Raw genomic sequence first — 22431 nt, 5'->3', positions numbered from 1 at the left:
CCAGCAGTCACCAGGGCCCGCCCGGCTGCTCGCCGGACGGGCCATAACTCTTCGGGTGGTGCGCGCTCAGGCCTTCCGCGGCCGCAGACCCAGCCCGGCTGCCGTCAGGCAGGCCAGTGCCACCGCCACGACGAACCAGGGGAAGACGGCAGTCAGACTCCAGGTGGTCGCCGCCCAGCCCGCGACCACGGTCGGCAACGCCATGGCCGAGTAGGCGAGCAGGTAGTAGGCCGACATGGTCTCGCCCCGCTTGTGGTGCGGCACAACGCTGGACAGGTGCCGCAGCGAACCGCCGAAGCCGAGTCCGAAGGTGGTGCCCAGCAGGAATCCGGCCGCCAGCACCAGCACCCAGTTGTGGGTGTTCAGCGCCGGGATCGTCAGCAGCAGTGCGATCGCCATGCCGATATCGCCGATGATCGCCGCGCGGCGCGCGGGAATTCCGCCCGCGAAGTACTGCGCTCCGGCGCCGGCGATGGCGGTCGAGGCCACCACCGCGCCGCCGAAGACCAGATTGTGAATGCCGGTCTTGGCCGAGGCCAGTGCGGGATACAGCGACAGCAGCACGCCGAGCACCGACCAGGCCGCCATCACACCGAGTGCGGAGAACCAGAAATCACTGCGGATTTCCGAGGGCACGGCCGGGCGGGAAATCTTGATGCGCCCCGCGATGCGCGCGGTGTGCGGTTCCCGCAGCGCCAGCACACCCGCGCCGATGGCCAGGCAGGCCAGCGTGATCACCATGTACGGCGTGCGCAGCGGATACGGCGCGTACTGCGCGAGCAGCGCCGAGCCCAGAATCGCCACTGCCATACCGATATTGAAGGCCACACCGGACAACTGCCCGGAGCGCGCGCCCTGGGTGGGTCGCAGGTCCAGCAGCGCCGCCGCACCCGCCACCACGGTGGCGCCGACCGCGAAGCCGTGCAGCGCCCGCGCCACCAGCAGCATGGCCACATTGTCGGCGAACAGGAATACCACCAGGCCGAGGATCATGAGGGCGCAGGCGCCCAGCAGCACCGGCTTGCGGCCGACCACATCGGAGATGCGGCCGGAGACGAGCACTGCGACCAGGGCGGCAACGGCATAGACGGCGAAGACGAATGTCGTAGTGAGCGGCGAGAAATGCCACGCCTGCTGATACATGCCGTACAGCGGCGCGGGCGCGCCGGAAACTCCGAGCGCTACGCCACCGGCGGCAAGTATGAGCGCGTAGGCCCAGGTCTGGCTGCCCTGCTCCACCGGAGCCGCAACCGTCGCTGTCGCTGCCATCACACCCTCCATCAGGTAAGTTCGATTACTATCGAACCTGACCATACGCCTGGTTCGATGATCGTCAAACCAGTTCCCGAGTGAGGTATTTCATGCCCGACACCTACGACACGCCCGCGGTGGCCCCGATCGCACCGCTGCCGACCGTCCTGGTCGCGCTGCAGGACCCGGTCCGCCTCGAAATGGTGCGCCGGCTGGGCAATGCGAACGAGCCGCTGCGCTGCACCGCGCTCTACGACGCGATCAGCAAGTCGACCGCCGCCCACCACTTCAAGATCCTGCGCTTGGCCGGTCTCACCGAACGCCTCACCATCGACGGCCAGACCTGTCAGCGACTGCGCCTGGCCGAGGTCGACGCGGAACTGCCCGGACTGCTGGACGCGGTCCTGAGCGCGGCGAACCGCCTGTCCGACTGACCTCGGGCGACTTGGTGCGATAGCGTTTACGAATGCGCATTCGTGCCGCGACGATCGACGATCTCCATATCCTGCAGGACATCGAGGACGCGACCGGCGAACCGTTCCGGGAACTGGGCATGATCGAGGTCGCCGATGACGACCCGCCCGCGATCGAGGTACTCGAGGAGCATCGGCGCGACGGCCGGGCCTGGGTCGCCGTCGATGACAGCGACACCCCGATCGCCTACCTCATCAGCGAAGAGGTCGACGATACCGAGCACATCGGCCAGGTCTCCGTACATCCGAACGCCGCGCGCCGCCGGATCGGCGCCATGCTCATCGACACCGCCGCCGAACACGCCCGCGCTGCGGGCCTGTCCGCCCTCACCCTCACCACCTTCACCGAAGTCCCTTGGAACGCACCGTATTACGCGCGCATCGGCTTCCACGAGGTGGAGGAGGACGAGTTGACCCCCGGCCTGCGCAAGATCCGCGCCAACGAGGCCGAACTGGGCCTTAACCGCTGGCCGCGCATTGTGATGCGCCGCGAGCTGTAGCCGCCCTCAGTTCCTGGTCGGCCCGGTGGCGAGTTGGGCTCGGAGGGAAGCGTTTTCGCGGCGGAGTTCGTCGAGGGCAGCCTCGTAGCGAGCGGCCTGCTCGGCCGCGGCCTTGCGCTCGAGGGCGAGGGCTTCGTCCAGGCGCGCCTTGTCGAAGCGGGGTTTGATGAACTTCACGCAGTTCCAGTTGAAGGCCTCGACGGAGATGATCAGGGCGCGTTCGGCGATCTTCTGGATCGCACCGGAGTAGGCGCCGGCCACGCGGTCGACCAACTCGGCGTCCTCGGCACGCTCGACGACCCGGGCGGTCCCGAATACCTTGAGCCGCTCGCGCAGCGGGTAGTCGATGAAGAACAGCGCCACACGGGAATTGGCCGCCAGATTTCCGACGGTCACATATTGCTGGTTTCCGGAGAGATCAGCGAAGGCGATGGTGTGGTTGTCCAGGACCTGGACGAAGCCCTTCGGTCCGCCGCGATGCTGAATATAGGGCCAGCCCTCCGGCGTCGCGGTCCCCAGGAAGAACGAGTCCGCGCGGCCGATGAACCCGCGCTCCCGCAGGTCCAGCGGCTCGGGCCCGTCCATCCGGCGTTGCTCCAATTGCGCACCGTAATCCCGGAAACTGCCCGCACGCTGCTGCAGGTCCACAGATCCGGCCGAAAAGGCGATCTGCGCGTACCGATTCGACACGATGCTCCCTTCGCTCGTCCCGGCAATCGACGCTACCAGCGGCGCGACCGTGGTCCGCAGCCTCACCGTGTGGGATTCATCGCCCGGGCAGTGCGCAGGTCAGCGGAGGATGCCCGCTCGGGTGGCTTCGTCGATCCAGGCGGGGAATTCCGAGAGCAGGCGGTCGTAGAGTTCCGGATCGGTGATCTGGTCCATATCGTCGACGGCGAAGAAGCCGACATTGTCGACGCGGCGGCCCGCCATGGTGTCGAGGCGTTCCAGGACGCCGTAGCCGGAGCGGGTGCCGAGGCCGACGAACTGCCAGAAGATGGGTTCCTCGACGGCGGCGCGGAGTTCCTGTTCGATCTCGCTGTTCTTGTAGACGCCGCCGTCGGAGAAGAAGAGCACCAGGGTGGGGACGGGCAGCGGCTGGGCGCGGATATAGGAGCGGACCTCGGCGATCACCTTCTGCTCCTCGTTCTGGATGCCCACGGTGCGCATATCGATCTGGCCGGGCTGCAGGTCGCGGGGCGGTTTGCGATTGCCGAACAGGGAGAGCTTGCCGCAGCGGACGTGTAGCGAAATCCATTGCGGCATATCGGCAATGGCCAGATCCGGGAGGCGGGCCGGGGTGCTGGCGAAGGTCCAGGCCTGCATATCGCCATTGTCGTCCAGCTGGGCGGCGACGGCGGCCATGCGCTCCACCACACGGTGCACCAGCTGCTTGTCGTAGAGCGGGGTCATGGAGCCGGAGGCGTCCAGCACCAGTACGACGCGTGCGGTGAGGCCGGAAATTCCGCGCTTGGCGAGGCTGACCGCCACCTGTTCCTTGCGCAGCGACAGGCGTTTTCGCATATCGACGGGCAGGCGCTCTTCACCCTTGGTGAGCCGCATACCGGGCTGCGAGGCAACGGGCGTGGGTCCGCCGGAGACAGGACGGGCCGGCGCGGCATATGCGGGCGGCGGCATGGGCGCCGCGGGCGACGGCAGGTTCGGCGACGCGGTCGCGACGACCTGCGGTGCGGGCTCCTTCTCGACCGTGATGCCGAAATCCGTTGCCAGCCCGGCCAATCCACTGGACCAGCCCTGACCGACGGCCCGGAACTTCCAGGCCCCGCCACGCCGATACAGTTCCCCGCACCACATGGCAGTCTCCGGGCCCGCCGCAATATCGAAGTGCGCTATCTCCGCATCGCTCGCGGCATCGATCAGGCGCAGTTGCAATCCGGGTACCTGTCCGAAGGTCCCGCCGTCGGCGGACGCGCAGACCGCGATGCGTTCGATATCCCCCTCGACCGCAGCCAGATTCACCTCCAGGGCGTCGAAGTCGCCGCGTTTGCCCAGATGCCGCACAGCCCCGCCGGGATGCTGCGGCTGGTTGTAGAAGACGAAATCCACATCCGACCGCACCCGCCCCGCCGCGGTCAGCAGGAGCGCCGATGCGTCGACCCCGGGCACCCCGGGTCCGCCCGTCCAGGCCAGCACGGCGCGAACAGCATTGGCAGCGACCGGCACATTGGACCCTTTGCTGAGATTCGTCACGCGCACCAGTGTGCCCGCATCACCGCAATCGCAACACCGAGCGGCAGATTGCGCATAGGCGCGGCGATCTCGCGCGCGTAGGCTTCGGACATGACAATCGCCGACAATTCGGTTGTCAGCATTCGTGATCGGATTGTGGGCCTGGCCTACGAGGTGGTCACCCGCCAAGGCGTGCGGGCTCTCGACGTCCATGCCATCGCGGCCGGTGCCGGAATCACGTATGTCGAACTGCAGCAGCACTTTCCCACCACCATCGACTTGGTCACGGCGGTATTGCAGCGCCGGGAACGACTCTGGACCTTCGGACTCATCGAAGAACAGTCCCGGCGCCGGGGCGAAACACCCGAGCAGCAGCTGCTGGCGATCTTCGACGTCTTCGACGAATGGTTCGCCGCCGACGATTTCAACGCCTGCACCTTCATCAATGTGCTGCTCGAAATGGGCGCGGATCACCCGCTGGGCCGTGCGGGCATCGAACACCTGCAACGCATTCGCGACATAGTCCGCTACCGCGCCGAACGCGCAGGCCTATCCGATATCGACGATTTCGCCCGCTCCTGGCACCTCCTCATGAAGGGTGCGATCATCGCCGCCGCCGAGGGCGATCTGCTCGCCGCCCGCCGCGCGAAGAAAATGGCCCGCACCCTCCTCGAAGCGCACCGCCCGCAAACGGACGGCAGCGGAGGGTAATCCGGCCGACGGTCAGTCGACGAGGCGGCGGACGACGGCGGGGAGGTCGCGGGTGCGGCGGTAGGGGCCCGCTACCGAGGCGCCGATGGGGCGGGAAAGCAGGGTGGCGGCGATGCGGGAGACTTCGTCGGTGGTGACTTCGTCGATGCGGGCGAGGGTTTCGGAGACGCTGCGGTGATTGCCGTAGCTGAGTTCGCTGCGGCCGATGCGGTTCATGCGGGAGCCGGAATCCTCCAGGCCCAGCACCAGACCGCCGCGCAGGGAACCCTTGGCGCGGGCGCACTCGGCGTCCGTAATGCCATCCGCCGCAACCTCTTCCAGTACGCCACGCGCGAGACTCGCCACCTGGCCCAGATTTTCGGGCTGGCAGCCGAGGTACACCGAGAAGGCGCCGGTATCGGCGAAGGTGTCGACGCTGGAGTACACCGAGTACGCCAGGCCGCGCTCCTCCCGAATCCGCTGGAACAGACGGGAACTGAGGCCACCACCGAGCACGGTATTGAGAATCGACAGCGGCCAGCGCTTATCGCCCTCATGCCTGCCGAAGGCACGGGTACCGAAGACCAGGTGCGCCTGCTCGCTGTCCCGGTGCATGCGAATCAGTTCGGGACTGGTGCGGGGACGGAATTTACCCTCACGGCGCGGTGCGGGTTCGCGCACCGGATCGAGACGACCGGCGAAGGCGCGATGCACCAGTTCGACGGTGTGCTCGTGCTCGATATTGCCGGCCACCGCGACCACCATCTGGTCGGGCCGGTAGCGCCGCTGATGGAAACCGCGCAGCTGCGGGGCCTGCATGCTCTCGATGCTCTCGATACTGCCGATCACCGGACGGCCGATGGGATGGTCACCGAAGAGCGCGGTCAGAAAGGCATCGCCGACCATATCCTCGGGATCGTCATCGCGCATGCAGATCTCTTCGAGCACCACCTGCCGCTCGACGGCGACATCCTCGGCGCGGCACAGCCCGTTGAGCACCACATCGGACACCAGATCCACCGCCATGGGCAGATCCTCGTCGATGACGTGCGCGTAGTAGCAGGTCTGCTCCTTGGCGGTGAACGCATTCAGTTCGCCGCCGACAGCATCCATGGCCTGCGCGATATCGAGCGCCGAGCGGGTGGGCGTGGCCTTGAAGAGCAGATGTTCGAGGAAGTGCGCGGCTCCGGCAACGGTCGAGCCCTCATCGCGCGAGCCGACGCCGACCCATACGCCGATGGAGGCGCTGCGCACCCCGGGGACATGCTCGGTGACAATGCGTAGCCCGCCGGGCAGCACGGTTTTGCGCAGACCGGTGTCGGCGTACACCGCTTCAGACGTGGAGAGAACCAGTGCAGAACTCTTACCCGACAGTGGAGTGTCCTTCTTCCGACCCATGCTTCCCAACCCGCGTCTCGAACTCACTGAGTGTCTACGAACTACGTACCTGGTGCCTACGAACTATGTACCTGCAGAAGCCGGTGGCCCCTCGCTCCATTATCCGGAGCAAGGGGCCACCGCACTTTACGTCAGAGCTACGACAATCACTCGGCCGCTACGGTTTCGGCGACGGGGGCTTCCGCGTTCTCAGCGGACTCCTCCTCGACCGGAACCAGCGAGATCTTGCCGCGGTTGTCGATATCGGCGATCTCGACGCGGAGCTTGTCGCCGACGTTGACCACGTCTTCGACCTTGGCGACCCGCTTGCCGTTGCCCAGCTTCGAGATGTGGACCAGGCCGTCACGGCCCGGCAGCAGCGAGACGAACGCGCCGAAGGCGGTGGTCTTGACGACCGTGCCCAGGAAGCGCTCGCCGACCTTCGGCAGCTGCGGGTTCGCGATGGCGTTGATCAGATCGATCGCCGCCTGCGCCGCAGGGCCGTTGGTCGCACCGACGTAGACGGTGCCGTCATCTTCGATCGAGATGTTGGCGCCGGTTTCCTCGGTGATCTGGTTGATGACCTTGCCCTTGGGCCCGATCACCTCGCCGATCTTGTCCACCGGGATCTTGATGGCGGTGACGCGAGGCGCGTACGGGCTCATGTCGTCCGGGGTGTTGATGGCCTCGGCCATGACATCCAGGATGGTCATGCGGGCGTCGCGCGCCTGGTTCAGCGCACCGGCCAGCACCTGCGACGGAATGCCGTCGAGCTTGGTGTCCAGCTGCAGCGCGGTGACGAACTCCGGGGTACCGGCGACCTTGAAGTCCATATCGCCGAAGGCATCCTCGGCGCCGAGGATGTCGGTCAGCGCGACGTAGCGGACCTCGTCCTCGCCCTTGGCGTTCTTGATGGTGTCGGACACCAGGCCCATGGCGATACCGGCGACGGGGGCCTTGAGCGGCACACCGGCGTTCAGCAGCGACAGGGTCGAGGCGCAGACCGAGCCCATGGAGGTGGAACCGTTGGAGGACAACGCTTCCGACACCTGGCGAATGGCGTACGGGAACTCTTCCTGCGACGGCAGCACCGGCATCAGGGCGCGCTCGGCGAGAGCGCCGTGGCCGATCTCGCGGCGCTTGGGCGAACCGACGCGGCCGGTCTCACCGGTGGAGTACGGCGGGAAGTTGTAGTGGTGCATGTAGCGCTTGGAGGTCTCCGGCCCGAGGGAGTCGACCTGCTGCGCCATCTTCACCATGTCGAGGGTGGTGACACCCAGGATCTGGGTCTCGCCGCGCTCGAACAGCGCCGAGCCGTGGGCGCGCGGGACAACCGCGACCTCGGCCGAGAGGGCGCGGATATCGGCCAGACCGCGACCGTCGATGCGGAAGCTGTCGGTCAGAATGCGCTGGCGCACAAGCTTCTTGGTGACCGAGCGGAAGGCCGCGCCGATCTCCTTCTCGCGGCCGACGAAGTCCTCGGCCAGCGCCGAGAGCACGTCGAGCTTGATCTCGTCGATCTTCTCTTCGCGCTCCTGCTTGGCGGCGATGGACATCGCGTTGTTCAGCGGGGTCTTCGCGGTGCCCTCGACGGCCGTGTACACGTCCGGCTGGTAGGCCGGGAAGACCGGGAACTCACCGGTGGGCTTGGCGGCCAGCGCCGCCAGGTCCGCCTGCGCCTTGCAGAGGCGGGCGATGAACGGCTTGGCGGCCTCGAGGCCCTGTGCCACAACGGTTTCCGTCGGAGCGGTGCCACCGTCGGCGATCAGGGACAGCACGTGGGTCGGGGCCTCGGCCTCGACCATCATGATGGCGACGTCGCCCTCGACCACGCGGCCGGCGACGACCATGTCGAACACGGCGCCTTCCAGCTGCTCCACGGTCGGGAACGCGACCCACTGGTCACCGATCAGGGCGACGCGCACGCCGCCGACCGGACCCGAGAAGGGCAGGCCCGCAATCTGAGTGGAGGCGGAGGCCGCGTTGATGGCGACCACGTCGTACAGATCCTTGGGATCGAGCGACATGACCGTCACCACGACCTGGATCTCGTTGCGCAGGCCGTCGACGAAGGACGGGCGCAGCGGCCGGTCGATCAGGCGGCAGGTCAGGATGGCGTCGGTGGAGGGGCGGCCCTCACGACGGAAGAACGAGCCGGGGATGCGACCCGCGGCGTACATGCGCTCTTCGACGTCCACCGTCAGCGGGAAGAAGTCGAACTGCTCTTTGGGGTGCTTACCGGCGGTGGTCGCCGACAGCAGCATGGTCTCGTCGTCCAGGTAGGCGACGACGGCGCCGGCGGCCTGCTTGGCCAGCCGGCCGGTCTCGAAACGGATGGTGCGGGTGCCGTAGCTGCCGTTGTCGATCAGCGCGACGGACTCGAATACGCCGGGCTCGACCTCGGCGGCGGAACTGGTCACTGTTTCGGTCATTCTCTTCTCTCAACCTCTCGTCTTCGCCGGATGCCAGCGCCGCTTCCCCGTGTGGGACGGTGGCGCGATCCGACTGTTGTGTCCCCTTGACAGGGGCAAGCTGTACCCGGCACGGGCTCGCGGCGACCCTCCTGGCCTACGCGCGCACACCCGGCCGTCTCCCCTTGGAAACGGCGACGCGGAGGCGGTCATCGATCGAAGCCCTCCGGCAGCGCGGTGTTTCTACCTCTTGCTGCGCCCCGAAAAGCCACTACCGAAGACCGACGCCACGGATCAGGTGCATACGGCTCGTGTTGGCGTGCATACGGCATCGTTCACCGGATGCACGAATGGCCAACGAGGAGATTCTATGCCTCCCCGTCGGCCGGTTCGTCAACTGCCTACGGCAGTCGTGTTGTGTCGCGTGAAACCGCGGCACGGTATCGCAAAGACTAGCGACGCAGACCCAGACGCTCGATCAGCGAACGGTAACGCGCGATGTCGTTGGCCTGCAGGTACTTCGAGAGCCGGCGACGGCGACCGATCAGCGCAAGCAGACCGTGGCGCGTGTGGTGGTCGTGCTTGTGCACCTTGAGGTGCTCGGTGAGGTCGGAAATCCGCTTGGACAGCATCGCGATCTGGGCTTCCGGAGAACCGGTGTCCGTCGGGTGCAGGCCGTACTCGGCCAGGATGGCCTTCTTCTGCTCGGTGGTCAACGCCACGAATTCACTCCTGATTTTCCAGTCCGCGCTCGGAATCCCGGGACGAAAGCCGAAACCGGCCCGGTTGGGCGCTGCCGCAGACCACAGCAAACCCGACGGATCAGGTTACCGGACCGGTGACCTGGACCGTTAATCGCCCCTGGCGGATCACGCGGGGACGTGCTATTCGGCCACGGCTTCCGCGGCGCTGAGCACCTTGCGAGTCTGCTCGACATCGCGGCGGATGGCCTCCACCAGCTCCTCGATGGACTCGAATTTGCGCATGCCGCGCAGCTGTTCGACGAAGTCCACCGCGACATGCTTCTCGTACAGGTCACCGTCGAAGTCGAGGATATGCGGCTCGACCGTGCGAGTGCGGCCGTCGAAGGTGGGATTGGTGCCGACCGAGATGGCCGCCATGCGCCGCTCCCCCGGTTCGTCCAGCACGCTGAACCAGCCGGCGTACACACCGTCCGCGGGAATCGCGCCGTGCATGGTCGGGGCCACATTGGCGGTCGGGAAGCCGAGCCCCTTACCGCGACCGTCACCGTGCACGACCACGCCTTCGACCCGATGCGGGCGGCCGAGCGCCTCGGCGGCGGCCGCGACATCGCCCTCCGAGAGACAGGCGCGAATATAGGTCGAGGAGAAGGTGACGGCATGTTCGCCGAGCAGCTGGACGCCGTCCACATCGAAGCCGAAGCGGGTGCCGAGCTCGCGCATGGTGTCAACCGTGCCTGCCGCCTGCTTACCGAAGGTGAAGTTGTCGCCGACCACCACTTCGGAGACGTGCAGCTTGTCCACGAGCAGCTGTTCGACGTACTGCTCGGGCGTCAGCTTCATGAAATCTTTGGTGAACGGCATGACCAGGAAGACGTCGATACCGAGCTCTTCTACCAGCTCCGCGCGGCGGTGCAGGGTGGACAGCTGCGGCGGATGCGAGCCGGGCCGCACCACGTCCACCGGGTGCGGATCGAAAGTCATGAGGACCGACGGAACACCCCGCACCGCAGCGGATTTCACCGCACGGCTGATGAGCTGGGCGTGACCGCGGTGCACGCCGTCGAACACCCCGATCGTGAGGACACACCGGCCCCATTCCGCGGGCATCTCATCGAGACTTCGCCATCTCTGCACACCGGAAGCCTACGCAAAGCGCGTCACAGACAGTATTCCGCGGTGCGGATCTTCACAGGAGGAAGCACTGTGGTCACCCGTAGTTCACCTCGGTCTACCAGCAGGCGCGCCGATGTGTGAAACCCGCGCGGCTGTGCCTAAGCTCGAGTACGTGCCTGGAAAACGAGACATCGCCACCCGTCGCGAGCTGGCCGATCCGTCCGAACCCACCGGTACCCTCACCGCCGTCGCGACCAGCGTTGCTCCCGTCCTGTCCTCTGTCGCACAGGACTATCTGAAGGTGATCTGGACCGCGCAGGAATGGTCGCCGGAGAAGGTGTCGACCAAGCTGCTCGCCGAACGCATCGGCGTGTCCGCGTCCACGGTCTCCGAGGCGGTCCGCAAGCTCGCCGATCAGGGCCTGGTCCAGCATGCGCGCTACGGCGCCATCACCCTCACCGAGGACGGCCGCCGCGCCGCCATCGCCATGGTGCGCCGGCACCGGCTCATCGAGACCTTCCTGGTCAATGAGCTCGGCTACGGCTGGGACGAGGTGCACGATGAGGCGGAGGTGCTCGAGCACGCCGTCTCCGAAACGCTCATGGCGCGCATCGACGCCAAACTCGGCTATCCGGACCGGGATCCGCACGGCGACCCCATTCCCTCGGTGGACGGTGCGGTCCCGACGCCGCCCGCACGGCAGCTCAGCGATTTCGGCGATGGCGAGATCGGCCGGGTGGCGCGCATCTCCGATTCCGATCCGGCCATGCTGCGGTACTTCGATTCCCTCGGCATCGCCCTCGACACCCCGATCACCGTGGTGGAGCGCCGCGATTTCGCGGGCACCATCGCCGTGCGCATCGAAGACCGCACCATCGATCTCGGCAGCATTGCCGCCGAGGCCATCTGGCTGACCCACGAAAATTGAGGGCTCGCGGAAATAGGCGTTCTGTGCATCGAAATACGCACCGGCACAACCGGATTCGGCACACGCCCAGAATGCTCGAATAGCCCTCCGACTGGGCGGTCGCTATGTACCGTGCTGCCTCAACGTCACTCGACGTCGAAGCAGTACCCGTACAAAGGATCGACCTTGAAGCGCTCACTCCTCGCCGGCATCGCCGGCGCAACCATCGCCCTCGGCACCGTCGGCTCGGCCTCCGCCACGCCACTGAACCTCGAAAACCCAGCCGCTGTCGCCGATTCCGGCAGCAGCGATACCGGCAGCAGCGCTGCCACGTCCGCCATTATCGGCCCACTGGTCAGCCTCCTGCCCACCGGCTCGACCGCCGGAATCAGCAACGCCATCGGCGCTGTTGCCACGATCCTGCTCGCGCCGATCGGGCTGCTGTGCTCTATGTCCAGTGGTGGTCACGGCTGCCTGGCCGGGCAGAGTCTCTAGGTCGCATCAGACCAGCCGGTGGCCGCCGTCCACATGCAGGACCGTGCCGGTGATGAAGGGTTGCGCAGTAGCGAAAGTGCTGCCTGCGCAATGTCTTCCGGGCGGCCGAGGCGGCCTGCCGGCAGGCGTTCGGCCATGGCGCGCAGGCGGTCCGCCTTGTCGTCCCAGGGCATGTTGTCCCATACCCCGGTCTCGACCCACCCGGGCGAGAGGACGTTCACGCGGGTGGGGGCGAGTTCGACGGCGAGGGCGCGGGCCAGGCCCTCCAGGGCGGCGTTCACGGCGGCCACCATGGCCCCGCCCGCGGCCGGGCGGTAGGCGGCGATGCCGGAGGTGAAGGTGAGGGAACCGCCGGGGGTGATGCGGGCGTGCTTCGCCAGCAGCATGGAGCCGATCAGTTTGGTCTCGAGGAAGCCGCGGCCGTTCCCGAAATCGAAAGTGCTTACGGGACCGTAGGCTCCGCGCAGATCGGCGGCGGTGGTGATCACGTGATCGACCGCGCCGACGGTGTCGAACAGGCGCCGGACCTGGTCCTCATCACTGACGTCCGCGGCAATGGCCGCGAGCTTGCCGTCGCCGAGTTCGCGTACCGCATCGGCGAGTCGCTCGGCCGAGCGCCCGACGATGGTCACCTCGCTGCCCGCGGCCAGCAGCGCGTCGGCAATCGCCTGGCCCATACCGGAACCGCCGCCGATCACGACGGAGCGGCCGATCTGATTGTCGAATCCCTTGTCTGTCATGCCTTTCAGCAAACCCGCGGCGGCAGTGCGCGTCCATGTCGCGGTATCGAAGCCGGATGAGCCGCCGACTAACGGGGCTGCTGCCGCTGCTGCTCGGCGGCGCAGATGCGAGCCGTGCCACAGCGATTCAGCCGACTGGCGATGCGGGCACGGCAGACCTCACCCGAGGGTGCGTGGTAGCCGGTACGGGCGGTCAGGGCGACAGCCGGGATCCGCTGGCGAGCACCTCGGCGACGGCCCGTAGTGCGGAGTTGCGGGCGGCGGGGCGCCAGGCGGCGACGTAGCTGATGACCAGCGGGTGCGGATGCAGTGGGCGCCAGGCCAATCCGGGGGCGGTGGCGGTGCGTGCGGAACCCAGGCCGATGGCGGCGGGGCGCAGCGGCAGCAGTGAGAGCATTTGAGCGTGGCTCATGGCGCTCTCGCTGAGGGCGACGGCCGCACCCTGCTCGCGCAGCTGTGCGAGCAGCGAATCATGCAGTTCGGGAGCGGAATCGCGGGCGAACATGATCAGTTCCTGACCGCGCAGGTGCACCGGTTCGATGGTGCTGCGAAGGGCGAGCGGATGTTCGCGAGACATGACGATGCCCAGCTCCTCCACGGCAATGGCGGTGCTGGTGAGGTGTTCGGGCAGGCGCACCGGCATGCGCAGCACCGCCAGATCCACATCCTCGCGATCGAGCAGGCGCACCTGGTCGGCGGTGGGCCCGCCGGTCAAAACCACGCGGGCGCCGGGTTGCCGGGCCTTGAGCAGCGATTCGATGCGCGCGGGCAGCCAGCTCGGCGCGCCGTTCACCACGCCGAGCCGGAAGACCGCGCATTCGGGATTGGCGACCATGCGCGTCTCGCGCAGCGCGATCTCCGCGGCCTCCAGCACCGTGCGCGAGTTCTTCAGCAAAACCTCACCGGCAGCGGTCAATTCGACGCCCTGGGAGCCGCGAATGAGCAGCGGCCCGCCGATCTCGCGCTCGATGGCCCGGATCTGCTGACTGAGCGTCGGCGCGGAGATGAACAGCCGCTCCGCGGCCCGGCGGAAGTGCAATTCCTCCGCTACCGCCACGAAATACCGCAACTGCCGTAATTCGACCACCACAGCACTCTAGGCCGCCCGGGTGTCGATCCGGGTGCGAGCGGTTCAGGGAAGGTTGGCGGGGCGGATCACCAGGACGGACGCGGCGCGCTTACCGCTCTCCTTCAGCAGGGCGATGGCACGGCCGGAGGAATCCACCGCGGCGTAGACGCCCGGCAGACCGGCAGGTTCGAGCCAGCGGCCGTTGCGCAGGTCTTCGGCCTGGGCATCGTCGATATCGCGGATCGGGAAGGCTGCGCGCACCGCCTCGTCGATATCCAGGCTCAGCAGCGGGTCGCCTGCCTCCGCCGCGGCGGCCAGGGTCGCGAGGGTTCGCGCGTGTTCCAGCGTGAAGGGGCCCACTCGGGTGCGGCGCAGGGCGGTGAGATGGCCACCGACACCGAGCTTTTCGCCGAGATCACGGGCCAGGGCGCGGATGTAGGTGCCGGAGGTGCAGTCGACCTCGACATCGAGGTCGACGAATTGCGCTGTGCCGGTGTCGATATCGCGGCGTTCGAGAATATCGAAGCGGCTCACGGTGACCGGGCGGGCGGCCAGCTGGACGTCCTCCCCCGCGCGGGCGCGGGCGTAGGCGCGCTCACCATTGATCTTGATGGCGCTGACGGTGGCCGGTACCTGCTGGATGTCACCGGTCAGTTCGGCTACGCCAGAAGCGATTTCGGCATCTGTGAGGTGCGCGGCGGAGGTGGTCGCGGTGACCTCGCCCTCGGCGTCGTCGGTAATGGTGGACTGCCCCAGGCGAATGGTCGCCGTGTACGCCTTGGTGGTCAGGATCAGCTGGCCGAGAATCTTGGTGGCCCGCTCCACGCCCAGCACCAGCACGCCGGTCGCCATCGGATCGAGGGTGCCCGCATGCCCGACCTTCTTGGTACGCAACAGCCCTCGGCTCTTGGCGACCACATCGTGACTGGTCCAGCCGCCGTCCTTATCGACGATCAGCAGGCCGCCGAGCGCATCGACGACGGGTGTCCGCTTCTCGCTCATCAGGCCTCCACGATCGCGGTCAGAATCAGTCCGTCGGTGATCACCCAGCGACCGTCGAAGCTGTGCAGCGCGGCGCCGCCGTCGGTGGTCTGGCCCGGAATCAGCAGACGCGTATGGAAGGAGCCCGCACCGGTGCCCGCGGACTCCTCGTCCACGGTGAAGGTGATGTGCGCGTCCTCGAAGCCCAGCCAGCGGCCGGTCAGCGGGAACCACGCCTTGTAGGTCGCCTCCTTGGCGCAGAACAGCAGTCGGTCCAGATGCAGTCCGGTGCCGGGCAGAACCGTTGCGAGCCACTCCCTTTCGGGCGGCAGACTCACCGAGTCGAGCACACCGTCGGGCAGCGCGGCGTGCGGTTCGGCATCGATGCCGATGGAACGGAAACGCAGTTTGTGGCCGAGCGCCGCCGCCCGGTAGCCGTCGCAGTGCGTGAGGCTGCCGACAATGCCGCGCGGGAGCAGCGGTTCGCCGGTGCCGCCCTTGCCGATGGCCACCGCGGGCTCACCGAGTTGGGCCAGCGCCTGCCGGGCGCAGTACCGCGCGCCGATGAAATCGCGCCGCCGCTTCTCCACCGCCCGCGCGATCAAATGCTCCTCGGCGGGATGGGGCTGCAGCCCCTCCGGGTACGCCAGCAGTTCGGCCGAGGCGACGCCAGGGGGGAGGATGCTCCCGAGAATGCGCGCCGACTCCGTCGTAGGTACCGACTCCGCCGCCGCGACTGCCCGCTCTTCGATGACCGCCTCCTGATCGCACCGCCACTTGCCCGAACGAGCCTACCGGCCGGGCGCGAGCACACGACGGGCCAGTGTCCGCCAGCATCGCCGCTCGGCTCCGAACCGAACGCCGGGGATATACCGGCCGGGCCGCGCGGCCCTATAGGTCTCGTCGACGGCCACGGGGCGTGTCGACCAGGCAGCGCGGGTGCACACCGCAATCCGCAGGTGAATACCGGCGATATCGAGCGCCGTCCATGAGAGCCCGAAACCGGGCGTCTATCGGGAGCAGGCGCAGCCGGAGGTCAGGCGTCGCGGACGCGGACCGCGATCCAGCGATCGGTGTGCTTCCACACATATACGTCCATGACGCGCCATGGCGGGGCAGCACGAGAAGGCCGCGCACTTATTCGAAGCGCACGGTGGCAATCATGTTGCGGGCCAGGGCTTCCGGGTCCTGCTCGAAGGCGAGTGCCGAATTCTCCAGTGCGCCTTCGCGCCACAGCACCGCGAAGCCGTGCACGATGGACCAGGCGGCGAGCTGGGTGGCCAGCTGTCCGCGCTCGGAGTGGTCGGGCTGTTCGGCGGCGACACCGGAGCGCAGGGCCGCGCCGGATCTGTTGCGCGCCTGGGCCAATTGCGGATCGTCACCGCGCAGCAGATCGCGGCGGAACATCACATCGAAGTGGCCCGGATGCCGCAGGGCGAACCGTACATAGGCGATCGCGGCGGCGTGGAAATCCGTGCCGGCCGCGTTCATCTCCACCGTCAGCAATTCGAAGCCCTCGATGGCCAGTGCGGTGAGCAGGCCCGCGCGATCACCGAAGTGATGCGCGGGCGCGGCATGGGAGACCTCAGCGCGGCGCGCCAGACCTCGCAGGGAGACGGCGTCGACACCGTCGGTGGCAATCTGCTCGGCGGCCGCCGCCAGGATGGTGGCCCGCAGATCTCCGTGGTGGTAGCCGGTTTTCGCCATGGGCCCCATCATGGACCGCAATCTAGTCATTGACAAGTTCCGCCGCGCGGACCTAATCTAGCCACTGTCAAGATTGCGTGCTCGATACACAGGAGATCCGATGGCCCCGCTGGTTGTACTTGCCGTCGTTACCGGACTGACCCGGCTCATCGGGTGGCTCACCGGTTATGCCTGGCTCGATTCCTGGCCGCACACCACGGCCCTGGGACTGGCCGCCATGTTCGCCATGACCGCCGGCGCGCACTTCGCGCAGCCCAAGCGGAACGAGCTGATCGCCATGGTCCCGCCGCAATTCCCGAATGCCGGCGCCATGGTCACGCTGACCGGCGTGCTGGAGGCCGCCGGCGCGGTGGGCCTGCTGCTCCCGCCGTTCCCCCGGGTGGCCGCACTCTGCCTGTTCCTGCTGCTGCTCATCATGTTCCCGGCGAATGTGCGTGCCGCGAAACAGGATGTGGGTGTCAAGACCATGCCGCTACCGCTGCGGACGGTCGTGCAGGCGATCTTCCTGGGTGCCTGCGCGATCGTCTCGGTGGGCTGAGAAGCCCTGTCGCAGTAGCACATCGAGCCGTCCGCAGCACCAAGCGGGCGGCCCGATACGCTGCCTGAACGTCAGGCCCGGCGCCTATGCCAGCCCGCGCCGCTTCTGCGCCTGTTCCTGCATCTTCAGGCCGGCTTCCCGCATTTCGGGCGTGATCTTGAAATGCCCGCCCCACTCATTGAGCGTGTCACCGTAATCGGGCACCGGAAGGATCTGCCGCAGCAGCTGGTCGGGCAGACCGCGCCGCTGCCACTCCCGGGGATAGCCGAGCGAGACCTCTTCGAAGCGCACGCCGTCGTGGAAGGTGGTGCGCGGAATGTGCAGATGACCGTAGACCGAGCACACCACGTTGTAGCTGGTGTGCCAGTCGGCGGTGAGGTCGGTGCCGCACCACAGCGCGAACTCCGGGTACCAGAGCATGTCGGTGATCTCCCGCAGCAGCGGGAAGTGATTGATCAGCACCACCGGGGTCTCCGCGGGCAGCGCGTCGAGACGGCGCTGGGTGTACTTCACGCGGGCGTGGCACCAGGCGTCCCGGGTCAGGTACGGCTCCGAGGAGAGCAGGAATTCGTCGGTGGCGACCACATTGCGCTCCCGGGCCAGGGCCAGGCCCTCGGCCTTGGTGGTGGTGCCCTTCGGCAGCCAGGAGTAGTCGTAGAGCAGGAACATCGGGACCAGGGTCACCGCGCCGCCGTACGCCTCCGCACCCGCGCCCTCCCACACCGGGAACGGATCCTCCGGCGTGACCACATCCAGATCACGGCAGATCGACACCAGGTAGTCGTAGCGCCCGGCCCCGTGCATCTGCACGGGATCCTTTGCCGTGGTCCACAATTCGTGATTGCCAGGCACCCAGATCACCTTGGCGAACTGGCGGCGCAGGGTTTCCAGCGCCCAGCGGAAATCGTCGGTCTTCTCCCCCACATCACCGGCGAGGATCAGCCAGTCCTCGGGTGAATCCGCCCGGATCGCCTCGACCACGGGTTTATTGCCCTGATGCCCGACATGGATGTCGCTCACCGCCATCAGTTTCGGAATCACCCAGCTCCGCCTCTCTGCTCGAACCAACCTTCGCAGCAACGATGGCGGCCGCCTCCAGATTCCCATGCGCCCGCGCGCAGACCGTCGGTCACCCCCTGCTCCAGGTCAGCGGAGGGCGGAGGACCTCAGCTGTCCAGGCGAATCCGGGCGGCGGGCGCGAAACCGGCTGCCACCGTCAGGACGCCGGAGGCTTCCCGGCGGCAGGAGGCCACCCCGAGATGGCAGGGGCGCAGCAGGTCGGTGGGAAGTTTTGCGCCGCCGTCGATCTGATAGCGGGTATTGGTGACCTTCCATTTGCGGTCGGCGCGCGCATCGTCCGGGTCGACCGGCGGGGCATCGGTGCGGGCCACCACCATGACCTCGGTGATGCCGGTGGGCCATTCGAAGAGCAGGAGCCCGGCTCGTTCGGCCAGGTCCCGGACGGCCGGCATACCGCTGGGCGTGGGATCTTCGGCGGGAGCGGCGGGAGCGGTCTCCTGCGGACGGGCCTGGCCGTCCGAGCGGGTCACCTCCGAGGCGCGGCCCGATACCGAGGCGACAACGCCGTACACGGGTACCGGACCGGCCATTGCGGCGCCATCCTCGAGGGCGGTGCCCCGCGTGCGGCCGACCACTCGCCAGGAACCGTCCGGTTGTAAACGGGTGACCCGGTACTCGGTCTGCTCCGTGGTGGACGGCGACCAGGCGATCACCACCGTGCCATCGGGTTTGCGGTTCGCGGTCACCTGACCGGGCGCGTCGACCGGCAGTACGGACAGTGCCGCGGTGGTATCGGCGTGATCGGCGCAGATGTCGAAAATCGCACGCAGCGCACGCATTCGGGCGACGACCGGTGCGGCCGGGGCCGCCGCGAACAACCGATCGGCCTCGGCGAGCGCAGCCCGCGCCTGCGCCGTCAGCTCCGCCAGACTCGGTCCGCCGCTTTCCGGATTGGGCACATCGGAAGCCGCACGCTGCAGATATTCGAGATGATCGAGCGCCTCGACATACCGCTTACCCGCACACCCGACGCGCGCCCCACGCCAGCGCACCGCCGCCTCGGCCAGCACCCGCTCCACCAGTTCGGCAATAGGCCGCACCGAGGTCGCCCCGAGGCTGTCATCCCCGACACTCCGCTGCGCCTGCGCCACATGGGAAGCCGCCGCACCCGGATGCCCGGCCCGCAGCGCTGCCCGAGCCGCCTTCAGCGGCTCCTCCCACTGCCGCGGCTGCGAGCCCCCGGACGTGCGGTGGTAACCAGAGGCCGCGCCATGGTCCGGCGAATCGGTCCCGCCCCGACCCGAACCCGCATATCCCGCACCGGAAGTCGTCCGCGAAGACCCGGCACTGGCCCCCGAGTATCCAGCGCCCGCCCCGGACTGTGCCGTATCCGCGGATCCGGCATGCCCCGTACCCGCGCCCGCCTCGGCACGGTTCCCCCCGCCGCCGGTCGCCTGCGAGGTTGTGCCGGAGGACGGCCTGGTGCGTGTGTACGAGATGGGTGGCGCAGCCGAGTTCTGTGGTCCGGAGCTGGGCGACGGCTCCGCGCCCTCTACCGTGGTGCCGAGCTCGTCTGCGAGGGCGAGGATTACGCGTTCGGCGGCGGGGTGGTCGAGTCCGGCGGCGATGGCTTCGCCGATCAGGTAATCGTGATCGCCCTCTACCAGACGGTCTTCGACGAGCACCGCCGCGCGGACCTTGGGACGCAGCAGGTCGGTGACGTCGTCGATAATGGCCTGCAGGTAGCCGTCCATGGCGCTGCCGCCGGGTTCGAGCAGGTCGCTGACGTGTACGAGCAACTCGTCCAGCACCACGCGTACCCGGCCGGGCGGCAGTTCGCGGGTGCGGGCGCGCAAAGCCTCAGCGCGCAAACGGATTTCGGAGGTTTGGCGGGCCTTGGTGAAATCCAGGCCGAGCAGGGCCAGCAGGGTGGGTACCGGATCGCCGGGGAGCAGGCGATCGTATTCGGCGAGCAGCTTCCGAATCTGCTGCCGCCGTTGCACACTCACCCCGGCGGGCGCGGGGGCCGGGGCGGCGTCCTCGTCGAGGAGACGATGCCGCCGCAGCCGGGCCTGGACCTCGGCGGGATCGAGACCGCTCAGCTTGCCGATATCTTCCAGCCCGGCAATCTTGCCAGCCGGAATTGCGCCGTGCCGCTGCACAAGTCGTTCGATGGCGGAATCGAGCATTTCGTAGCGCTCGGCATCCCGGCGCGCCCGCAGGTGTTTGACACGCTCGGCCTCGATCCGGCGCATCCCCGCATCGAGCAGCGGGGCGGACAGCTGCGCGTGCTCATCGACGAGCAGTCCGGCCAGCACCCGGTACTTGGGATGGTCGCGCTGCTTCTGCCAGAAGCCCCACACCTCCTCGATGCGCGCCCGCACCTCGGCATCACCGAGCCGGGGCGCCTCCTCGAGCGGAATGTCGTACAGCTCGAACGCATCCGAGTGGTCGATGCCGCCGCGGCGTTCCACGGCCGCGAGCACTCGTTTGCGGTAGTCGTTCGGATCGAAGGCGTGCATGGATACCGCGCTCACACCGCGCGGCGGCGGGTGCGCTGCAGCTGATCCAGCTCACGCGCCACATCCGCCTGGGACAGCGTCGCGCCGGTCTGCACCGAAAGGGCAAGCGGCATACGGGCATCCACGTGATAGGCCGTCACGTGCAGGACGCCGTCGAAACCCATCTCGAAGGTGACCTGCACTTCGCTGCCCGCCGGATAACCCGCCGGAATATCCCGAATGCGCCCCTCCACCAATACTTTCGTATCCTCGGGGCGGGTCGAGGCGGCCTGCCCCTGCTGTTCGACGATGGTCAGTTCGATCTGATCCTGATCGGCGCGCACCGTGCCGTAGGAGCGGCGCACCCGAATGGGCAGGGTCTGATTGCGATGCACCAGCCAGCTGGCCGCCAGCCCGTTGTAGGTATCGAGGGCCAGCACCCCGAAACCGCGCGACACCACGGTATCCACCTGAATTTCGAGCATGCGCCGCACCAGGGACACCGGCTGCCCGAAGGAGGCGGCGACCCGCTCGAGCGACTGCTCCAGGTCGCGGGGATCGGCATCGTAGAGATCCGCGCCATCGCGTAAACGGCCGCGCGTCACCAGATCCGCGATGACCAGCCGCTCCATCTCCAGCTTCTCGCCGTAGAGGGCGGCGCCGCGCGCGACCGACAGATCCGGATCGCGCAGCTCGCCGGTCAGGCCCAGTTCCCGCTTCAGTTCGCGCGCCACCATGGGCATGCGCGAGGAACCGCCGACCAGCAGCACCCGATCCACCTGCCGCACCCCGCGCTGCTCCGCCGCGGCCAGGCACGCCTTGGTGAGGTCGATGGTGCGCCGCAGCAGCGAGGCGGTCATGGCCTCCAGCTCGCTGCGGGTCAGGGTGATCACGGCGCGCACACCGTCATGCGTGACAACCACATCGGTGCTCTCGGACTCACCGAGTTCCCGCTTGGCGCGCTCGGCGGCGAGCACCAGCATCTGCGATCCGGCCGAATCGTCCAGCGGGTCTTCGGCATCCGGATTGGCCTCGCAGAACTGCTGCGAAAGATGCAGGGCGATCCGCTCATCCCAGTCCGCCCCGCCCAGCTGATGATCGCCCTCGACGGCGAGCACGGAGATGCGGCGATCGGACAGTTCGATGACGGTGGCGTCGAAGGTGCCGCCGCCCAGGTCGTAGACGAGCACGGTCTCGCGCAGGCCGCCGCTCTTACCGATATCGATACTGCCGTCCAGCCGCCCGAAACCATAGGACAGGGCCGCGGCAATGGGCTCGGAAAGTACGCCCGCCACATCGAATCCGGCGTAGGTCCCGGCCTGGATGGTGGCCCGCCGCTCCTCGTCGCCGAAGTACGCGGGCACGGTGATCACCACCCGCTGCACGGTTCCGCCGCCGCCGAATTCGGCGTCTGCCGCGAGGCTCTTCAAGATCAGGGAGGAGACCGCTGGCGCGGACCAACTCTGCCCGTGCGCCATGAATCGCCAGTCCGCATCGCCCATGCGCCGCTTCACCAGCGTGCACACATGCTCGGGATCCAGCCGGGATTGGCGGCGCGCGCCCTCACCGACCACATGATCGGTCGCGGACGCGAACAGCACCACCGACGGCACCGTCTGCTCACCGTTCATACCGATCAAAATCTCCGGGCGCCCGTCCGCGTCGATCCGCGCGATGGCCGAATTCGTTGTGCCCAGGTCGATGCCGAAGACCCCCATGGTCGCGATCGTAGCAGTCACCGGCGGCACCCGGGATTAAGGTTCG

21 protein-coding genes are annotated in these 22431 nt (G+C 67.8%); 6 read left to right on the top strand and 15 right to left on the bottom strand.

The genetic code is table 11. The features are described 5' to 3' along the window. Nucleotides 1-66: 66 nt before the first annotated feature. Complete coding sequence (locus ABZX86_RS33945; protein WP_355129512.1) at nt 67-1269, bottom strand: MFS transporter; 1203 nt, start codon at nt 1267-1269, stop codon at nt 67-69. Between the two features lie 92 nt (nt 1270-1361). Between ABZX86_RS33945 and ABZX86_RS33940 the strand changes: the two genes are divergently transcribed. Beyond that, on the top strand, nt 1362-1685 hold the full coding sequence (locus ABZX86_RS33940) for a helix-turn-helix domain-containing protein (RefSeq protein ID WP_355129510.1): 324 nt from the start codon (nt 1362-1364) through the stop codon (nt 1683-1685). Between the two features lie 32 nt (nt 1686-1717). Next, nucleotides 1718-2224 carry a GNAT family N-acetyltransferase gene (locus ABZX86_RS33935; protein WP_355129508.1) on the top strand — a complete coding sequence of 169 codons (507 nt, stop codon included), beginning with the start codon at nt 1718-1720 and terminating at the stop codon, nt 2222-2224. Between the two features lie 6 nt (nt 2225-2230). On the opposite strand, the gene ABZX86_RS33930 is transcribed toward ABZX86_RS33935, so the two are convergent. Both ABZX86_RS33930 and ABZX86_RS33925 read right to left on the bottom strand, forming a co-directional pair. After that, a complete protein-coding gene (locus ABZX86_RS33930; protein WP_355129506.1) occupies nt 2231-2914 on the bottom strand; it encodes a pyridoxamine 5'-phosphate oxidase family protein in 684 nt (227 codons plus the stop codon). Between the two features lie 99 nt (nt 2915-3013). Next, entirely contained in the window at nt 3014-4435 is a 1422-nt protein-coding gene (locus ABZX86_RS33925; protein ID WP_355129504.1) for a VWA domain-containing protein, read from the bottom strand. Between the two features lie 90 nt (nt 4436-4525). Between ABZX86_RS33925 and ABZX86_RS33920 the strand changes: the two genes are divergently transcribed. Next, complete coding sequence (locus tag ABZX86_RS33920; RefSeq protein ID WP_355129502.1) at nt 4526-5125, top strand: TetR/AcrR family transcriptional regulator; 600 nt, start codon at nt 4526-4528, stop codon at nt 5123-5125. Nucleotides 5126-5137: 12 nt separating this feature from the next. Here ABZX86_RS33920 and ABZX86_RS33915 read toward each other — a convergent pair whose 3' ends face one another. The 4 genes from ABZX86_RS33915 to ABZX86_RS33900 form a co-directional block, all read right to left on the bottom strand. Next, the gene (locus ABZX86_RS33915; protein ID WP_355129500.1) at nt 5138-6502 is read right to left on the bottom strand and encodes a pitrilysin family protein; all 1365 of its coding nucleotides are present in this window, start codon (nt 6500-6502) and stop codon (nt 5138-5140) included. Between the two features lie 146 nt (nt 6503-6648). Further along, complete coding sequence (locus ABZX86_RS33910; protein ID WP_355129498.1) at nt 6649-8913, bottom strand: polyribonucleotide nucleotidyltransferase; 2265 nt, start codon at nt 8911-8913, stop codon at nt 6649-6651. Between the two features lie 431 nt (nt 8914-9344). Next, a complete protein-coding gene (rpsO, locus tag ABZX86_RS33905; RefSeq protein WP_067529397.1) occupies nt 9345-9614 on the bottom strand; it encodes a 30S ribosomal protein S15 in 270 nt (89 codons plus the stop codon). Nucleotides 9615-9776: 162 nt separating this feature from the next. After that, nucleotides 9777-10730: a bifunctional riboflavin kinase/FAD synthetase gene (locus ABZX86_RS33900; protein ID WP_355129496.1), complete on the bottom strand. Its 954-nt coding sequence runs from the start codon at nt 10728-10730 to the stop codon at nt 9777-9779. A gap of 151 nt (nt 10731-10881) precedes the next feature. Between ABZX86_RS33900 and ABZX86_RS33895 the strand changes: the two genes are divergently transcribed. Together ABZX86_RS33895 and ABZX86_RS33890 are read left to right on the top strand one after the other, a co-directional pair. Next, on the top strand, nt 10882-11637 hold the full coding sequence (locus ABZX86_RS33895) for a metal-dependent transcriptional regulator (RefSeq protein WP_355129494.1): 756 nt from the start codon (nt 10882-10884) through the stop codon (nt 11635-11637). Nucleotides 11638-11802: 165 nt separating this feature from the next. Beyond that, nucleotides 11803-12111 (top strand): hypothetical protein, encoded by a 309-nt coding sequence (locus tag ABZX86_RS33890; protein ID WP_355129492.1) that lies wholly within the window; start codon nt 11803-11805, stop codon nt 12109-12111. On the opposite strand, the gene ABZX86_RS33885 is transcribed toward ABZX86_RS33890, so the two are convergent. From ABZX86_RS33885 to ABZX86_RS33865, 5 genes are all read right to left on the bottom strand, one after another. Continuing rightward, the gene (locus tag ABZX86_RS33885; protein WP_355129490.1) at nt 12108-12851 is read right to left on the bottom strand and encodes an SDR family oxidoreductase; all 744 of its coding nucleotides are present in this window, start codon (nt 12849-12851) and stop codon (nt 12108-12110) included. The two genes, ABZX86_RS33890 and ABZX86_RS33885, sit on opposite strands and share 4 nt — an antisense overlap. A gap of 193 nt (nt 12852-13044) precedes the next feature. Continuing rightward, nucleotides 13045-13938 (bottom strand): LysR family transcriptional regulator, encoded by an 894-nt coding sequence (locus ABZX86_RS33880; RefSeq protein WP_355129488.1) that lies wholly within the window; start codon nt 13936-13938, stop codon nt 13045-13047. A gap of 45 nt (nt 13939-13983) precedes the next feature. Next, the gene (truB, locus tag ABZX86_RS33875; protein ID WP_355129486.1) at nt 13984-14922 is read right to left on the bottom strand and encodes a tRNA pseudouridine(55) synthase TruB; all 939 of its coding nucleotides are present in this window, start codon (nt 14920-14922) and stop codon (nt 13984-13986) included. Next, nucleotides 14922-15596, bottom strand: coding sequence for a 4'-phosphopantetheinyl transferase Npt (gene npt, locus ABZX86_RS33870; RefSeq protein WP_355129717.1), 675 nt, complete (start codon nt 15594-15596; stop codon nt 14922-14924). Before npt ends, truB begins: the two co-directional genes overlap by 1 nt. A 442-nt stretch (nt 15597-16038) precedes the next feature. Further along, a complete protein-coding gene (locus ABZX86_RS33865) occupies nt 16039-16608 on the bottom strand; it encodes a TetR/AcrR family transcriptional regulator (protein ID WP_355129715.1) in 570 nt (189 codons plus the stop codon). A 100-nt stretch (nt 16609-16708) separates the two neighbouring features. On the opposite strand from ABZX86_RS33865, the gene ABZX86_RS33860 reads away from it, so the two are divergent. Further along, a complete protein-coding gene (locus ABZX86_RS33860; RefSeq protein WP_355129484.1) occupies nt 16709-17146 on the top strand; it encodes a DoxX family protein in 438 nt (145 codons plus the stop codon). A gap of 84 nt (nt 17147-17230) precedes the next feature. On the opposite strand, the gene ABZX86_RS33855 is transcribed toward ABZX86_RS33860, so the two are convergent. The 3 genes from ABZX86_RS33855 to ABZX86_RS33845 form a co-directional block, all read right to left on the bottom strand. Further along, complete coding sequence (locus ABZX86_RS33855) at nt 17231-18187, bottom strand: metallophosphoesterase (RefSeq protein ID WP_355129482.1); 957 nt, start codon at nt 18185-18187, stop codon at nt 17231-17233. Between the two features lie 125 nt (nt 18188-18312). Then, nucleotides 18313-20703: an Ig-like domain repeat protein gene (locus ABZX86_RS33850; RefSeq protein WP_355129480.1), complete on the bottom strand. Its 2391-nt coding sequence runs from the start codon at nt 20701-20703 to the stop codon at nt 18313-18315. Next, on the bottom strand, nt 20700-22385 hold the full coding sequence (locus ABZX86_RS33845; protein ID WP_355129713.1) for an Hsp70 family protein: 1686 nt from the start codon (nt 22383-22385) through the stop codon (nt 20700-20702). The genes ABZX86_RS33850 and ABZX86_RS33845 overlap by 4 nt, the downstream gene beginning before the upstream one ends. Between the last annotated feature and the right edge of the window lie 46 nt (nt 22386-22431).

This window comes from Nocardia sp. NPDC006630, from assembly GCF_040611495.1.
GTDB lineage: Bacteria > Actinomycetota > Actinomycetes > Mycobacteriales > Mycobacteriaceae > Nocardia.
The sequence above is the reverse complement of the archived record's forward strand: the minus strand, read 5'-3'. Positions and strand labels throughout refer to the sequence as shown.

Coding starts and splice junctions, on each gene's coding strand:
- ABZX86_RS33920 (WP_355129502.1), top strand. CDS start 4,526: ATGACAATCGCCGACAATTCGGTTGTCAGCATTCGTGATCGGATTGTG.
- ABZX86_RS33865 (WP_355129715.1), bottom strand. CDS start 16,608: ATGGCGAAAACCGGCTACCACCACGGAGATCTGCGGGCCACCATCCTG.
- ABZX86_RS33845 (WP_355129713.1), bottom strand. CDS start 22,385: ATGGGGGTCTTCGGCATCGACCTGGGCACAACGAATTCGGCCATCGCG.
- ABZX86_RS33945 (WP_355129512.1), bottom strand. CDS start 1,269: ATGGCAGCGACAGCGACGGTTGCGGCTCCGGTGGAGCAGGGCAGCCAG.
- ABZX86_RS33915 (WP_355129500.1), bottom strand. CDS start 6,502: ATGGGTCGGAAGAAGGACACTCCACTGTCGGGTAAGAGTTCTGCACTG.
- truB (WP_355129486.1), bottom strand. CDS start 14,922: ATGAGCGAGAAGCGGACACCCGTCGTCGATGCGCTCGGCGGCCTGCTG.
- ABZX86_RS33940 (WP_355129510.1), top strand. CDS start 1,362: ATGCCCGACACCTACGACACGCCCGCGGTGGCCCCGATCGCACCGCTG.
- ABZX86_RS33910 (WP_355129498.1), bottom strand. CDS start 8,913: ATGACCGAAACAGTGACCAGTTCCGCCGCCGAGGTCGAGCCCGGCGTA.
- ABZX86_RS33935 (WP_355129508.1), top strand. CDS start 1,718: ATGCGCATTCGTGCCGCGACGATCGACGATCTCCATATCCTGCAGGAC.
- ABZX86_RS33885 (WP_355129490.1), bottom strand. CDS start 12,851: ATGACAGACAAGGGATTCGACAATCAGATCGGCCGCTCCGTCGTGATC.
- ABZX86_RS33860 (WP_355129484.1), top strand. CDS start 16,709: ATGGCCCCGCTGGTTGTACTTGCCGTCGTTACCGGACTGACCCGGCTC.